We start from the raw sequence: 16,049 nt of genomic DNA on the forward strand, positions 1-16,049 counted from the left end.
AAAGATTTGCAGCAAAAGAAAAAAGTAAACGGCTATACGAGACTTTACCTACCTCCGCAGGTTTTAAAAGCCTGATTTTATTGTTAGTCCACGAAGGTGGACTTTGCTTGTGTAGTAGCAAATTATATTCGCCCCAACCTTTTGAGACATCCTCTTAGCTTGCCAGCAGAGAAATTTAATTAATCATATCTATTCTTGACAATTTGTTTTGTTTGTGCATACTTAATTTTATTGCAAGGAACTACATAAAACCCATTTCAAAGCTGTTATTTCATTTACTGCGGAACTCCCCACAGCCATATCAAACTTTTGTATGCTGATTGTAAATAGGTCTTAATAGTTCTTTGAAAAACTTGTGCAAGAAGATTTTAGATTAATTGTTGATTTAGTATCAGTTCTCGCTGTCGCCGCCTGCGGCGGACTTTTGGCGGCGCTTTTAAGACAACCTGTTTTACTAGGGTATCTGATTGGGGGGATTGTTATCGGTCCAACGGGGCTGGGACTAATTAAAGAATTAATTCAAGTAGAGACTCTAGCACAGTTCGGCGTTGCCTTTCTATTATTTGCCTTGGGAGTTGAGTTTTCCTTTGCGGAACTCAAAAAAGTCAAAGCGATCGCCCTCGGTGGAGGTGGATTACAAATCACCCTGACAATCGCAGTCACGGTTGTGGTGTGCGGTTTGACAGGGTTTTGGGGAACTTTACCAGCTAAAGGCGTGTTTTTGGGGGCAATTCTATCTTTGTCTTCCACAGCAGTTGTCCTCAAATGTTTAATGGAACGCAACGAGACGGAAACGCCTCATGGACAGGTGATGCTAGGAATTCTGGTGGTGCAGGATTTGGCATTAGGACTAATGTTGGCAGTTTTGCCGGCTTTGCATCAACCAGGGGAATCGATTGTAATGGCGGTGCTAACAGCCCTGGTGCGGATTGGCTTGTTTGCAGGGGGTGCTGTGATCGCTGGTAAGTGGATCATCCCGCCTTTGTTGCGGATGTTAGCCCGTACAGAAAGTCGAGAGTTATTTTTATTAGGAGTAGTGGCCCTGTGTTTGGGTATTGCCCTGTTGACAGAGTATTTAGGGCTGTCGATTGAAATGGGAGCATTTGTCGCGGGTTTGATGATCTCAGAGGTGGAGTATGCTGATCAAACCCTGACTTATGTGGAACCACTCCGAGATATTTTTGCAAGTTTATTCTTTGCCTCGATTGGGATGTTAATCGATCCAGTGTTTTTGTGGCAGAACCTGGAATTGATTTTGGGGCTAGTGGCGATCGCATTTATTGGTAAATTTTTGATTATCACACCGCTAGTCAAACTGTTTCGCTACCCTCTGAAGACGGCATTAATTGCAGGTTTCGGACTGGCGCAGATTGGGGAATTTTCCTTTGTTTTGGCTAGTGAAGGACAGGCACTAGGACTGGTTTCTCGGCAGATATATTTACTGATTTTGGGAACAACGGCGGTAACATTGGTATTGACTCCCTTTGTGTTGCGATTAGTACCGATTGTTTTTGATTGGCTTGAATCAATGCCTTGGCTGAAGCCTTATTTTAGTAGCGAGGGTAAGCCCATAGAAGTCGCGGAAGAATTACCAATTAAAGACCATATCGTGGTTTGTGGTTACGGGCGAGTCGGTAAAAATTTGGTGAAATTGTTACAGCAACACGACTTACCTGTATTGGTGATTGACCAATCTGAAAGTAGAATTCAACAGTTACGGGAGGCGGGAGTACCTTATGTTTACGGAAATTGTGTGAGTTTTCACGTTTTAGAAACTGCGATGGTTAGTCAAGCCAAAGGAATGGCGATCGCACTTCCTGATCCAATGAGTATTCGGCTTTGCCTGAAACGGGCTTTAGAATTATCGCCTGATTTAGATGTAGTAGTGCGTGCCACCAGCGATAAAAATATTGAAGTTCTTTACCAACTGGGTGCGAGGGAAGTGGTGCAACCAGAATTTGAAGCGAGTATAGAAATGGCAACCTACATATTAAATGTAGTGGGATTCTCGAGTGTTGTTGTACAACGGGAAATGCAAGAAATCCGCAACCGTCATTATTTAGACTTGCGTCCAGAACAATCAGCTTCCCAAGTTTCCCGTCATTTGCGACAGGCTACTCAAGACTTAAATAACCGTTGGTATTCCCTACCAGAAACTTCACCCTTAATTGGTATGACTTTAGAAGAAGCTGATATGCGCTACTTAACCGGGGTGAGTTTAATGGCTATTCGCCGCGCCAATGGAGAAGAAATAGATTATCCCGATGCTAATACCAAGTTGGAAAAAGGCGATCGCTTATTGGTGGTAGGTTCAGGTGAAGAATTCGCTGCTTTAGAAGAATTTGCTCTTGGGAGGGCGGCTGTTCCTGGAGACAATAGTGCTTGTCAGTGGGTAATAGTCAATGCTGATTGTCCATTGCTTGGTAAAACTTTGGCAGATTTGAAGATTCGCCAACAATTTGGGGTGCAAGTGCAATCAATGCGCCGCGACGGCAAATTTATTCGCTTCCCCAATAGCAAAATGGAATTGCAAGCGCAGGATCAATTATTATTGTGCGGGAGTTTGACAAGTTTGCATCAATTAGAACAGTTATTTGCTCCATCAACACAATCGTTATCTGTTCCTGTAGTGACAGCTAGTGAGGCGGAAGCTTTGAAAGAGTATTTGCCGATGGATAGTGTGATTGATTAAGCTTTTTATTCAGTATCAGGACAACCCCTATTTATTTTCATCTTTTTTGGGAAACGAACATTCAACGGTAATCTTCATATTGCTTTTAGCTGTACCTTTTGTCACATAAGGAATCCCTGCTTCTCCACCTAGTTCGATACCGAATTCTAAGGTGACTTTATCGACATTGGCGTTGGTGATCGGCATTTGTTTAAAGGCATTCAACGTGTAAACAGTGTAAGCACGAATCGTAACTTGAATTGCTTGGAAATTCTGCACCATTTGCTTGCGGATTGCTTCCAGACTCATTCCCTTTTCATCTAATACTTCTTCTTCCTCCTCTGCGGTGATAACAGAGGGAATCTTCACGTCTTCTGATGCTTCGATGTAAATGATTGTGTTGTCGTCAAGGGAAGGCAAGAGATTACTTGTTGCGAGGAAGACAGTTAAAAATTGCGAAAGCATGGCTGAAAGAGCAAGGAAATCAATTATCTTTTGCTCCTTTAGCAAAAGAATTTATTCAGGCAAGCCAAAAGATTGGATTAATGGTGTTCTTACAAAATACAGGCTTTATAGTAATACCTCTGTTGGTTGCTTCAGTAATGATTCTCCCTTATTTAAGACAAAGAAGTTACTACGATGCTTGGGAAACTATTAGAAATATAAAAACAAGGAAGCCGTGCCGCAATAGAGTTGTTGACTGAGGGGTGTTGGGAAAGGATGCAATGGCGATGGCTTCCAGAAAATCTACTGTCTGTATTCTTTGAAGGTTGCCCTAGTTTTGAAGGTGAAGACTTGAGCAAACTCAACCTCAGCAATGCCGACCTCAACAACGCCAACCTCAGCGATACCGACCTTAGCGGCTATGATACCATCTTCAGAAAAACCGACCTCAGCAATGCCAGTCTCCGCGATGCCAACCTCTGTGATGCCAGTCTCCGCAATGCCGACCTCAGTAGTGCTAACCTCAGTGACGCCAACCTCCGCAATGCCTACCTCAGCAGTGCCGACCTTAGCTATACCAACCTCAACAGGGTAGACCTCACTAGTGCTAACCTCAGCAGTGCCAACCTCAGATATGCCAGCCTCAGCGATACCGACATTAGCAGTACCGACCTCAGTAATGCCAACCTCAGCAGAGTAGACCTCACTAGTGCCGACCTTTTGTTTGCAAATCTCAAAAACGCTATTTACAACGAAGAAACAATACTACCTAATAATTTTGACCCTAATCAGAGGCAAATGTTGTTAATAGTCCCTGGTAGTAATCTCTGTGGTGCTGACTTGAGTTTTAAAGATTTTCGTTTTGCTAATTTCCAAGATATCAACCTGAATAATACCAATTTGGAGGGTTCAGATTTGTCACAGGTTTTGAACCTCACACCTGAGCAAGTGAAAACTGCAAAAATTGGGATAAGGCATTCTATAGTGATGAGTTGAGGAAAAAATTGGGGTTAAAGTAGTTGAAGTTGGATTAGATCCCCGACTTTTTGAAGAAGTCGGGGATCTGGGGGTCTAAATTTGCATTGTAGTTGTTTTGAAGTAAGCGATCGCATTTTAGAGATGGCGATAAGCCGGAGGCTTGACGCTTCGCGTATCGCGACATTTCCTAGATCTCCTCGCTTACTGAGGTTGTTGTGCAGCTTTTCTGACATCATCTACACTTAAACCTAAAGCCTGCGCTACCTGCTCCACGGTCAACCCAGCAGCTAACATTGGTGTTACAGCAATCAATTTTCCTCTACGTTCTCCTTCTTCTATTCCTTCCTGTCTTCCTTTCTGTTCGCCTTCTGCAAAAGCTTGCTGATATACTCGTGTTTGCTTCAACTCGCTTAATCCAAACATTTGTTGTATCTCCTCAATCTCCATACTGGGAAATTTATAGACCAATATCGTCTCTATTATTTGCAATAATTTTTGCTGTTGTACTGAACCAACTTCCTGGCTAGTTCTAGTAATTAACTCCCTGGCTGACTCGATTGCCTTATATTCATTTTCGATCACTAATTTAATCGTAGCAATGCCAATGGGTAGGGATGCAGTTTCCCCTAACTCATCCAAATAAATACGGGTGACTCTCCCAGAAGCAAAAGACTCGCGGTAATGTATGGTTTTTGCTGTGTCGATGCTGCGAGATGGATAAATCACCACAGCAAACCAATCGTTTTCAGGTTGGTTTTGCCGCAGGTATAAATGAACTTCTGTAAACAACCGCGAGTAAATTCCGGAGTCTGGTTGAAACTGGACTTCTACGAAGTAAACTGGGCTTTCTTCTGTTTCCGGAAGAAATACACCATCGATTCGGAAAGCGGTTTGTTTGATTTCAACTGATGAGAATTCATACCCTGTGGCAGTTTCGGGAGAATTGCCAATTAGTTCAAAGAAGATATCAGGTAATTCTTGAAATAGGCGATAAAATATGCTGTCTGTTTTCACTAATCGGAGTATTTCAACGCAGAGTTATGATGATTTTTCAAATTACCATACTTTCAAAGCCCATCTGCAACTGAAGGTTCTGGAAGCGCGATCGCAATTAGATACCATAAATAGTATACAAAAGCTCCAATTTGGACAGGTATGAGGCAATGGTGCGACTAAAACTTTGGCAATGGCTCGTCTTGGCAACTCCCATCGCAACCATCATCACTTTCTTACTGGTATCGGCGGGGTTGCAAATTCACGAGTGGGGGCTGAATTGGATTTGGGGTGTGTTTATCCTGGTGTTTGTCGGCTGGCGTTGGCTACTGGTACAATGGACTCGCCCTGCGATCGCTCAAGTAGAATTTGTGATGGCAGAGGTGACAAAAGAACTAGAGTCTGCCACAGGTGATACAATTCCTTCAGAGCAAACCGATGCCACCAATCGAGCCGAAGCAGCACTTCAAGAAATTCTGCAAGCATCACAAAGTGATCCACCGATTTGGGAAGACTGGCAAACTTTTTGGCAGCGTTGTCAAGCTGTTGTGATTGCCATTGCCAATATTTATCACCCGGAAGTTAAATATCCTCTGCTAAATATTTACGTTCCCCAGGCTTACGCACTGATTCGAGGTACGGTAGATGAGATGGATCAGTGGATGCAAAAGTTATCTCCAGCTCTGAATCAAGTTACTGTTGGGCAAGCATTTCAAGCTTATGAGATGTACCAGAAGTTGGAACCTTCCGCTAGGAAATTATTACGCGTTTGGAACTTGGCACAGTGGCTATTGAACCCAGTTGCAGCAATAGCAAACCGAGCCAGTCAAAGTTACAGTAATCAAGCAAATCAGCAACTATTAGTGAATTTAAGTCAGTTACTTAGAGAAGCAGCACTGAGGAATTTATGTCAGCAAGTGATCGCTCTCTACAGTGGTATTGTACCTGTTGTCGAATCTCCTGTTGTCCCACCATCTCCAGCCCCAACCAAAACCCAAACTCTGCGAGAAATCCTCGCCCAAGCCGAACCTGTGGAGATAGTTGAGCAAAAACCCGTTAATATTCTTTTGATAGGGAGAACTGGGGCTGGGAAAAGTAGCTTGATTAATACCTTATTCCAAGCAGATTTAGCTGAAGTTGATGTATTACCTAGTACTGATAAAATTCAGATTTATCACTGGCAAGCACCAGAAGGTGCAACCTTAAACCTTTGGGACACTCCTGGTTACGAACAAGTCAACCGTAACGATTTACGCACACTTGTGCTTGATTATGCCAATCATGCAGACTTGCTCCTACTAGTCACCCCTGCCCTTGATCCTGCTCTGCAAATGGATGTAGACTTTCTGCGAGACATGAAAGAGGAAGTAGCAGATTTGCCTGCTATTGCCATTGTCACTCAAGTTGATCGCCTGCGTCCGATTCGAGAATGGCAGCCTCCCTATGATTGGCAATGGGGAGAACGACCAAAAGAAGTGGCAATTCGGGAAGCAACACAGTACCGGGCTCAACAGTTGGGTGATTTTTGTAATCGAGTTTTACCTGTTGTCACAAGTGACAGCAATACAGGTCGGAGTGCTTGGGGGATAGATGCCTTATCTTTAGTATTAATTGATGCGATCGCACCTGCTAAGCAATTGCGTCTAGCTCGTTTTTTGCGTAACCTAGAAGCCCGGAGTGTCGCTGCTGCCAAAATCATCGACCACTACACCTTCCAGATGGCAACAACTCAAGGGCTAACTGCATTACTCAAAAGTCCAATTCTCAAATTTATTTCTACCCTCTCAACTGGATCTCCCACTTTAGCAAATCTACTCGCCGAGAAAATCCCAGCCGAACAGTTGCCAATTGTAATTGGCAAACTCCAGATGGCTTATGATTTATTTTTACTATTAAGTACTGATAGAACACTAAAGTTTGATCTACTGGCTCTTTGGCCATTACTGTTAGAAAACTCTGGTTCACCCAACCAAAATGCTTGGGCATTTGGTCACGCCTTGCTAGAGTACTGGACTCAGAATTTAACGGTTGAGCAATTACGAGAGCGCTTTGTATACTATCTAGGGCTTTCATTGCAAAAAGACAAAGCTTAGTGGTCTATCACATTAAATTTTTTGCTAATTAAACCTTCTGCCTTCTGCCTTCCTTAGGTCAAGGCTAAAATGTTGCAAAAAATCTCTTCTTCTATCTCTGTGTGTATGTGTTCTCTCTTGCCTCATACGTTTTATTAATGCACTATTTAAGGATAGACACGCTAGTAGAGTGGTTCGTTCTTCAACTCTAATTCACATCACGCATAAATTTATAATTACTTCAAGAAGTTTATCGAAGTAATTTTATTTACATTTAATCTACACAAAGAACAAAATGTGGTGTTAGTCTGAGGTATTAAAATCTACACACCTTCAGTGTTCTGTATAAACCTCAACCCTATGTCTAAGTTTATCTGTGCAACCTTAATAGCAACCACTCTGCTTTTACCATCAGCGAATGATTACAGTGCGATCGCTGGTACTTGTGCTTCCAAATGTGGTAAAAGTCCAATTCAATTTTCACCTGGTCAACGCATTCAAGTTAAAGTAGTCAATCGCACTCCAAGGGTACTAATTATACAGAAGCCATCTAGTACTAATCCGATTCCTCTACAACCAGGACAAGAACTACAGATAAACCAAGGAGATGGTACAGAGCCAAATGTATCTCTCTTATTTTGGGATGACACTGGTTTACCTTTAAAAGCAAATATTTCAAAACTCAACTTTGCAACCTTGGGAGTAGAACTGCGTCCTAATTGGTTTGCTCCTGGCGATCACGCAATTTACATTCTTGATGATGGCAGAGTAGACGTGTTATGAAAAAGGCTGAATTTGTAATTGTTGGCGTCGAACTTCATGCCATTATTGATAATTGGTATGCTCACGCCCAGCTCTAAATTGTGCTAGACCAATTCCCAACTACAGCAACAAAACCCCTTCGACGTTTGCCTAATCAACGTTGGCAAATTTACCCGCAGAAAATAGAATTAGCCCACAATCTGGCAAAGGCGACTAATTTACCATCTTTGCTCAATCAGCTACTAATTAATCGTGGTATTGAAACCCCGGAACAAGCACAAGCTTTTTTAAATTCTGAGTCCATAAATCTGCCTTCACCTTTGCAGGAATTTCCAGATTTAGCAGTCAGTTTAGAGTTGTTGCAATCTTGCATTACCTGTAAAGAAAAAATTGCCATCTGTGGAGATTACGATGCAGATGGTATGACTAGCACTGCTTTGCTATTACGTAGTTTACGCTGGTTAGGCGCAGAGGTAAATTACGCCATTCCCAGCCGGATGCATGAAGGCTATGGCATCAATAAAAGAATTGTAGAAGAATTCCACAGCGAAGGTGTGAAACTCATCCTGACTGTTGATAATGGTATCTCTGCGTTTGAACCCATTACCAGAGCCAGAGAACTGGGTCTACAAGTAATTGTCACCGACCATCACGACATTCCGCAACAATTACCCCCAGCCAACGCCATTCTTAACCCAAAATTATTACCAGAATCTTCTATATATCGCGGTGTTGCTGGTGTGGGTGTTGCTTACATTTTGGCAGTTTCTCTAGCTCAACAGCTAGGGCAAGCTAACAGTGGCATTATTAAACCAATGTTAGAACTGTTTACACTAGGAACCATTGCTGATTTAGCTCCCTTAACTGGAGTCAATCGCCGTTGGGTAAAACGTGGTTTGCTGCAATTACCTAAATCGCAACTAGCAGGAGTACAGGCGTTAATTCAGGTGTCGGGGATCGGGGATCGGGGACAAGGGGGACAAGGAAAAATTTCTCCCCATCACCCCATCACCCCACCTCCCCACCTCCCCAATCCAAAATCATTAAAGCCTGAAGACATTGGGTTTCGGCTTGGACCACGCATTAATGCTATTGGTAGAATCGGTGATCCCCAAATTATGATTGAGTTACTAACTACAGATGATATGGGGATTGCCTTAGAACGAGCGATGCAGTGTGAGCAAATTAACCAGCATCGCCAGCAGATGTGTGAACAAATTGAACAAGAAGCGATCGCATTAGTTGAGACAGAATATGTTACATCTCTACAGGAAGACCGTGTTTTGGTTGTGGTGCAACCCAACTGGCATCATGGTGTTATAGGTATTGTTGCCTCCCGCTTGGTAGAACGCTACGGTGTCCCTGTGTTCATCGGTACTTATGAAGATGACAAGCAAATTCGCGGTTCTGCACGCGGAATACCAGAATTTCATGTTTTTGCAGCTTTGGAATATTGCCAAGACTTGCTGGGCAAATTTGGGGGACACAAAGCCGCAGGCGGATTTTCTTTACCTGCCGAAAATTTAGCAGCATTGCGATCGCGTTTGGTAGAATTCGCTAACCAATGTCTAGAAATTCAGCACCTGAAACCATTATTAAAAATTGATGCTGAAGCTAACTTTAATCAAATTAATCAAGAACTCTATCAACAACTCCACGCTTTAGAACCTTGCGGAATCGACAACCCCGATCCAATCTTCTGGACAGCTAATGTCCAAGTCATAGAACAGCAAACCGTTGGCAAAGGTCATATTAAACTAACAGTTGCTCAAACACTTGACCAACAACAATTTAAAATTAAAGCGATCGCTTGGCGGTGGCGCGACTACTTTCCCCTACCACAAAGAATAGATATTGCTTATAAACTGCGAGAAAATCATTTTGATGGCAACACCACCATTGAATTAGAACTAGTCGGTGCTAGACTCGCCAGTCAGTCGCACTCACCGTTTACTTTTTTCCCTGCTACATCAAAAGCTGCTTTTGAGTACAATCAGCGTCAATATACCTGTGGCATCTATCAAAATGGTTCTTTAGCTGAATTAAGAATAAAAAATCCCGATGGCAAGGTTTTAGCTATTGGGCAAGGACAAACGGTCGGTTTGCTGGGTAATAATCGCCAAGACGCCAAAGAAGTCGATATCTCGCAATCACACTATGACGGCATTATTCAAGCAGCACTTAGGGCTTTGGGGACTTGCAAATAGGGGAGTGTGGGAAGATGGGGTGGTGGGGAACTCACCGGCCCCCATGAGCGATTGCCGTAGACGCGCTTTACTCGGCTTCTGTAAAGTAAGGGTCTCCCGGCATAAAGAAAGAGGCGTCACCTGCCGTGCGCCCTGCGCGGCTTAAGGTAAGGGTGGGGTGTGTAGACACGCAAGTGGCTTCCCGTAGGGTGGAGTAAACAACTAACCACTAATGTACAGACGCGATGTTCCTCGCGTCTCTACCCACTAACTACTAACTACTAACAACCAACAACCACCAAAATAAAAAGCAAAGCCCGCATTAAGCGGGCCAGAGCAAAGGAGATTAAAATTAATTGGATTTTATATTAGAGGTCGCCACCACGAAAAGCAAGTACAAAAATTACCGCCGGACCAGCTAACATGATCAACGCTACGAACAATAGCTGAAAAATTACTTCCCAATTGATGTTGGTTATAGCCTCAAACATTATTCCCTCCCAGTAACCCTAAAAGATATGTATGACTCTGATTGTCAAACTCGGAATTTATCATATCCGGGGATCAGCTGTTAAATTTAATTTACTTAACAAAATTATAAGAAAGCACATAAAAAACTAAAATGAGGACTAGTTAGTAGTTGGTAGTTGTTGGTTAGTAGTAAAGAATCAATCACTGTATGAGGTATAGCTAGCTGTACACTTCTACTAACCACTATATGGGCACACAGCTGTACTAATTTACTGACCGTCGATCAAAGGTATAAAAAATGGCAACTTGGCAATGTGTAAAACAATGTGGGGCCTGCTGTCATCTCGACCCTCAGTACCGTCCAGACTTGCATGAATATTTAACTCCAGAAGAACTGGAACTTTATTTAAGTATGATAGGTGACGGAGGATGGTGTATTAACTATGACCATGATAGCCGTGAATGTCAAATTTACCCAGACCGCCCGCGTTTTTGCCGGGTAGAACCAGAGATATTTAAAGATATGTATAGTATTGACTCAGAAGACTTAAACGATTTTGCCATTGAGTGTTGCCAACAACAAATAGAAGGTGTTTATGGCGATCGCAGTCTCGAAATGCTACGTTTCAATCAAACCATTGGCTACATAGCAAAGTTAGACTAGGCAGTTTTGTTTAAAACATACTCTCTATCTAAAATTTAAAATCTCAAATCCAAAATTGGTAGAAATGGAATGCAGCGATTGTTGGATGAGCGATTACAAGGAATTAACTTGTACTTAATAGGTATGATGGGTGCTGGTAAAAGCACAATAGGGCGAATGCTGGCTTATGAACTCGGATATGGATTTGTAGATACAGATAATCTGCTAGAAAAAGCAGCAGGAAGAACCATCAATCAACTATTTGCTGAAGAAGGAGAAGCAGCATTTCGCCAGTTGGAAAGTGAAGTGTTAGCCCAAGTTTGTGCTTTTACAAAGCTAGTTATTGCCACAGGTGGGGGAATAGTACTACGGCGAGACAACTGGAGTTACCTGCATCACGGTATAATTATTTGGCTAGATGTACCAGTGGAAATACTATATAACCGTCTAGTAGAAGATACCACAAGACCATTGCTGCAAGATACAGATCCTCAAGGAAAACTGCGATCGCTCCTTGAACAAAGACAACCACTTTATAGCCAAGCCGATTTAAGAATTACCATCACACAAGAGGAAACATCAGAACAAACAATCACACGAATCATAGAGGCTATTCCTAGCATTCTCAAGAATTAGTAAATAGTTGATTGTTGGTTGTTGGTAGTTAGTGGGTAGAGATGCGAGGAACATCGCGTCTGTACATTAGTAGTTAGTAGTTAGTAGTTAGTGGTTATTCTATACTCCACCCTACGGGAAGCCTATGAGCGTGTCTACACACCCCATCACCCCATCTCTCCACACTCCTACTTCCGATCCAGTCCCAACCATTCCCCAATCTCTTGAATTAGCCAATGACGTTCTATAGTTGACAAAGGACTAGAAGTGAATTTCTGTCCTTCTACTTCTATGGTGACTCCTCTGGGGGCGGAACCTTGGTTAACTTGCTCTTGGTATATTTTGTTAATTAATACTGTCTGACGCCGTTGTCGCTTGTAGCAAAAACCAAATAACTTCCAACGTATTTCAAAATTTTGGCGATCAAAATAAAGATCAGTATGTCCAAAAGTGGGTAACAGAGTTCCTTGCACCACCGCAATCAGCATCGCCACAGAGAAAAGCCAAAAGAACCATGTCTGAGAACTGCTTCCCCTTGTCAAAAAATTAATCAATTGTGGCAGTTGCCAGAGAAAAGGAATCATGATTCCCACCAGGTAGAATAACTTAAAAGCTTTACCACCGCGTCTTGGTATTTTAATCTCCAATTCACTGGCAGACTTGTTGAGTTGAATTTGACTACCTGTGGGCTTGCGGCTAGTTATCGGTGGGGTTAGGGCATTTTTATTCTTAAGTGCTGCTAGTGCTTCCCGGGCAGTACTAAGTCTTTCTAATACGTTTGGTTCAGTTATTTTACCAATCCAATTGACAAAACCCAGGTCAACGTTAACTCTATCAGTAAAGAGAATGCGTGCATCTCGATGAGGTAAATCGGCAGGAGACATCCCTGTCAGTAAATGTATTAAAGTTGCACCTAAAGCATACAAATCCGAAGCAGGAACAGCCCTACCAGCAAACTGTTCAATTGGCACGTAGCCATAGGTTCCCACAACAGTAAAAGTAGCACCTTCCAGCACCGCTTGATTCTGTACCGCGCCAAAGTCAACCAAATAAACCCGCTTGTCTTCACCCCAGATTAAATTACTAGGTTTGATATCGCGATGTAGCACAGGTGGGTTGAGTTCGTGTAAATAAACCAGAATACTAAGAACTTCAACAGCAATTTTTTCTACCTGTGATTCCGAAAAGCGTTGACCTTTATCTATTAGTTTCTGTAGGGATGTTCCAGGAATATAACTCTGCACTAGCCCAAACCAGGGGAATTTAGAGCCAGATTGATGTTCCAAAACAAAGTAATCTCGGTACTTGGGGATACGAGGGTGATTGAGATTTTTTAAAACTTGAGCTTCGCGTTCAAACAGTTTGTGTTCATCCCACTGCATTTGTGGGCTGAGAATTAGCAACTTGACGACGACTTGTTCTTGAGGTTGTTTCGCCAAATCTTGGGCTAACCAAGTTTGACGGCTAGCATCCTGACCTAATTTTTCCTGGAGTTGATAACGATTACAAAGTATTTCTCCTGCTTCTAACATCCCCAAATTCCCCATAAAAATTGTTAGCGGTTAGTGGTTAGTAGTAGATAATAGATATTTGTAAAAAAGTAGCAGTTCACTATCTAAAAATCGATTCACTACTAACCACTATCCATTAACTACTAACCAATTCCTAACCAATGCCTGATTTCTGCTGCCATCCAGCGACACTCTTGTTTACTTAAAGGTGGCTTCAATTTTCCAAAGGAATACTCAGATACACCTACAGCCAAGGTTACTTCTGGTACTTTCTGGCTACCATAACCACCAGTATCACCACTAAATACTTTGTCAATTTCTGAAACTTTTCCTTTTTGTCTACGCAAGCAAAGACCTAGTAATTTCAATTCAATTTCAAACTGGTAATGGTCAAAGTAAATATTTGTTTCCACGAAATTAGGCAATAGAAACCAAGCTGCCAACAGAAGACTAGCTATGAGCCATATCCAACCTTCTATGCTACCCAACCCAAAACCGCCACTGAAAAAGTACAACCAAATTGCTAGTACTACTGTTGCAGCACAGTTCTTCGGATCAATTAATATTTTTTTCCACAGCACAGGAATCTTAATTTGTAAGTGTTCAGGAGATTTTTGCAGTTGAATTTGACTATCAGCAGGTTTAGCACGGACTAATCCAGAGATAGCAATTTGATTTGCTTTAAGAAGTTTCAGCGCTTCTTTGGCACTTGTGAAGCGTCTGTCTAAGTTTGGTTGTGTCAACTGTTCTAACCAGCGAACAAACCCAGGATTAACTTTTAGTAAATGGGCAAACTGCAAGCGAGAATCTCGCTGTGGCAAATCTGCTGGTGGGATACGGGTTAGTAAATGAATTAAGGTTGCACCCAAAGCATAAAGATCAGACGCCGGAGTGGCCCTACCACCAAACTGTTCTAATGGGGCATAACCATAGGTTCCCACTATCGTAAAAGTTGCCCCTTCTTTAGCGGCGCGGTCTTGCACTGCGCCAAAGTCTACCAAATAAATCTGGGAATTTTTTCCTAATAGCAAATTACTGGGTTTGATGTCGCGATGCAATACCAGCGGACTTAAACTGTGCAGGTAAATCAAAATTTTTAAAACTTCAGCAGCAATTTTCCGTACTTCTGCTTCGCTGAACACCCTGCCTTTTGCAAGTAATTCCTTAAATGATGAACCAGGAATGTATTCTTGCACTAGGGCAAAGTGAAGTACTTGGTCTTCAAAGGCAAAATAATGACGATACTTTGGGATGCGTGGATGATTTAGTTGTTTGAGTATCTGGGCTTCTCGCTCAAAAAGTTTAATATCTTCCCACTGTGCTTGGTCGCTGAAAGTGAGCAGTTTAACGATGACTTGCTCTTGAGTGGACAAATCCCATGCTAACCAGGTTTGACGACCAGCATTTTCACCAAGTTTTTCTATAAGCTGATAGCGATCGCGTAATACCTGTTGGATTTGCAACATTGTCCTAGAAAATATAGGGGTGTGGGGATAAATGGGTGTAGGGGTATGAGGGTGTGGGGGTATAGGAGGATTTTAGGGGTGTAGGGGGATTCTGGGGATATGAATTAAAAAACTCTTATTTCCTCTTACACCCTTATACCCTTACACTCTTACATCATCACATCCTCACACCCCTTATACCCTTATACTTAATACCCTTACTAAATCAGCACGAACATCTTAGCAACAAATATTCTTTTGTGTGAGAAATTGTTGGGAGTACCAATTTAGCTAACAAAAGCTCCTCATAAACTTAATTATGATCAATGATTCTGAGTACATTCGACAAGATGCAGCCACTCGCGTACATGTGCTGAGTGAAGCACTGCCTTACATCCAACAATTTACAGGTCGAACTGTAGTTGTCAAATATGGTGGCGCTGCTATGAAAGATAGCAACCTCAAAGATAAAGTCATCCGCGATATTGTATTTTTATCCTGCGTTGGCTTACGACCAATAGTGGTACATGGTGGTGGACCAGAAATTAACAGTTGGCTAGATAAACTAGGAATCGAACCGCAATTTAAGAATGGTCTGCGTGTTACGGATGCCCCCACAATGGATGTGGTGGAAATGGTGTTAGTCGGTCGTGTTAATAAAGAAATTGTCTCTTTGATTAACCAAGCTGGTGGTTCTGCTGTGGGACTATGTGGTAAAGATGGCAACCTGATTAAAGCCCGTCCCCAAGGAGATGAAGGCATCGGTTTTGTTGGGGAAGTAAGTAATGTCAATATTCGGATTTTAGAAACACTGGTAAATAGTGGGTATATTCCCGTAGTCTCCAGTGTTGCTGCCGATGATAACGGACAAGCTTACAATATCAATGCTGACACCGTAGCGGGAGAAATAGCAGCAGCGCTAGGGGCAGAAAAGTTGATTTTGCTAACCGATACACGCGGTATCTTAAAAGATTACAAAGAACCGACTAGCTTGATCCCTAAAGTAGATATTAAAGAAGCCCGTGATCTAATTGCTAGTGGTGTCGTTAGTGGTGGCATGATTCCTAAAGTTAATTGTTGTGTGCGATCGCTTGCCCAAGGAGTCCGCGCCGCACACATTATTGATGGTCGCATCCCCCACGCCCTGCTACTAGAAATCTTCACTGACGGCGGTATTGGCACGATGATTTTTGGTTCTCAGTTTATATCTTGAATTTATCAGAGAAAGGCAGAGGGCAGAAGGCAGAAGGGATAAATC

The 16,049-nt window shown here is 42.5% G+C and carries 14 protein-coding genes; 9 read left to right on the top strand and 5 right to left on the bottom strand.

Features of this window, described 5'->3' with window-relative positions; translation table 11 throughout:
• Positions 1-355: 355 nt before the first annotated feature.
• The gene (locus tag RS893_RS23555; RefSeq protein ID WP_315788107.1) at positions 356-2,692 is read left to right on the top strand and encodes a cation:proton antiporter; all 2,337 of its coding nucleotides are present in this window, start codon (positions 356-358) and stop codon (positions 2,690-2,692) included.
• Between the two features lie 27 nt (positions 2,693-2,719).
• Here RS893_RS23555 and RS893_RS23560 read toward each other — a convergent pair whose 3' ends face one another.
• Positions 2,720-3,091 (bottom strand): CU044_2847 family protein, encoded by a 372-nt coding sequence (locus RS893_RS23560; RefSeq protein WP_315788108.1) that lies wholly within the window; start codon positions 3,089-3,091, stop codon positions 2,720-2,722.
• Between the two features lie 11 nt (positions 3,092-3,102).
• Here RS893_RS23560 and RS893_RS23565 point away from each other — a divergent pair, with 11 nt between their 5' ends.
• Entirely contained in the window at positions 3,103-3,375 is a 273-nt protein-coding gene (locus tag RS893_RS23565; RefSeq protein WP_315788109.1) for a hypothetical protein, read from the top strand.
• A 16-nt stretch (positions 3,376-3,391) separates the two neighbouring features.
• Positions 3,392-4,111: a pentapeptide repeat-containing protein gene (locus RS893_RS23570; RefSeq protein WP_315788110.1), complete on the top strand. Its 720-nt coding sequence runs from the start codon at positions 3,392-3,394 to the stop codon at positions 4,109-4,111.
• Positions 4,112-4,294: 183 nt separating this feature from the next.
• Here RS893_RS23570 and RS893_RS23575 read toward each other — a convergent pair whose 3' ends face one another.
• A complete protein-coding gene (locus RS893_RS23575; RefSeq protein WP_315788111.1) occupies positions 4,295-5,107 on the bottom strand; it encodes an Rpn family recombination-promoting nuclease/putative transposase in 813 nt (270 codons plus the stop codon).
• A 149-nt stretch (positions 5,108-5,256) separates the two neighbouring features.
• Between RS893_RS23575 and RS893_RS23580 the strand changes: the two genes are divergently transcribed.
• The 3 genes from RS893_RS23580 (at position 5,257) to RS893_RS23590 (ending at position 10,127) form a co-directional block, all read left to right on the top strand.
• The gene (locus tag RS893_RS23580) at positions 5,257-7,179 is read left to right on the top strand and encodes a GTPase family protein (protein ID WP_315788112.1); all 1,923 of its coding nucleotides are present in this window, start codon (positions 5,257-5,259) and stop codon (positions 7,177-7,179) included.
• A gap of 339 nt (positions 7,180-7,518) precedes the next feature.
• Positions 7,519-7,941: a hypothetical protein gene (locus RS893_RS23585; RefSeq protein ID WP_315788113.1), complete on the top strand. Its 423-nt coding sequence runs from the start codon at positions 7,519-7,521 to the stop codon at positions 7,939-7,941.
• 80 nt (positions 7,942-8,021) lie between these two features.
• Complete coding sequence (locus tag RS893_RS23590) at positions 8,022-10,127, top strand: single-stranded-DNA-specific exonuclease RecJ (protein WP_315788114.1); 2,106 nt, start codon at positions 8,022-8,024, stop codon at positions 10,125-10,127.
• A 347-nt stretch (positions 10,128-10,474) separates the two neighbouring features.
• Here the strand turns inward: RS893_RS23590 and psb30 are convergent, their stop codons facing one another.
• The gene (gene psb30 / locus RS893_RS23595; RefSeq protein WP_315788115.1) at positions 10,475-10,597 is read right to left on the bottom strand and encodes a photosystem II reaction center protein Ycf12/Psb30; all 123 of its coding nucleotides are present in this window, start codon (positions 10,595-10,597) and stop codon (positions 10,475-10,477) included.
• A 278-nt stretch (positions 10,598-10,875) separates the two neighbouring features.
• Between psb30 and RS893_RS23600 the strand changes: the two genes are divergently transcribed.
• Both RS893_RS23600 and RS893_RS23605 read left to right on the top strand, forming a co-directional pair.
• A complete protein-coding gene (locus RS893_RS23600) occupies positions 10,876-11,241 on the top strand; it encodes a YkgJ family cysteine cluster protein (RefSeq protein WP_315788116.1) in 366 nt (121 codons plus the stop codon).
• Between the two features lie 69 nt (positions 11,242-11,310).
• Positions 11,311-11,856 (top strand): shikimate kinase, encoded by a 546-nt coding sequence (locus RS893_RS23605; RefSeq protein ID WP_315788117.1) that lies wholly within the window; start codon positions 11,311-11,313, stop codon positions 11,854-11,856.
• 167 nt (positions 11,857-12,023) lie between these two features.
• On the opposite strand, the gene RS893_RS23610 is transcribed toward RS893_RS23605, so the two are convergent.
• Positions 12,024-13,367 (bottom strand): serine/threonine-protein kinase, encoded by a 1,344-nt coding sequence (locus tag RS893_RS23610; RefSeq protein ID WP_315788118.1) that lies wholly within the window; start codon positions 13,365-13,367, stop codon positions 12,024-12,026.
• Positions 13,368-13,489: 122 nt separating this feature from the next.
• The gene (locus tag RS893_RS23615) at positions 13,490-14,812 is read right to left on the bottom strand and encodes a serine/threonine-protein kinase (RefSeq protein ID WP_315788119.1); all 1,323 of its coding nucleotides are present in this window, start codon (positions 14,810-14,812) and stop codon (positions 13,490-13,492) included.
• A gap of 295 nt (positions 14,813-15,107) precedes the next feature.
• Here RS893_RS23615 and argB point away from each other — a divergent pair, with 295 nt between their 5' ends.
• A complete protein-coding gene (gene argB, locus RS893_RS23620) occupies positions 15,108-16,004 on the top strand; it encodes an acetylglutamate kinase (protein ID WP_315792084.1) in 897 nt (298 codons plus the stop codon).
• Positions 16,005-16,049 lie beyond the last annotated feature (45 nt).

This window comes from Fischerella sp. JS2 (assembly GCF_032393985.1).
Lineage (GTDB): Bacteria > Cyanobacteriota > Cyanobacteriia > Cyanobacteriales > Nostocaceae > Fischerella.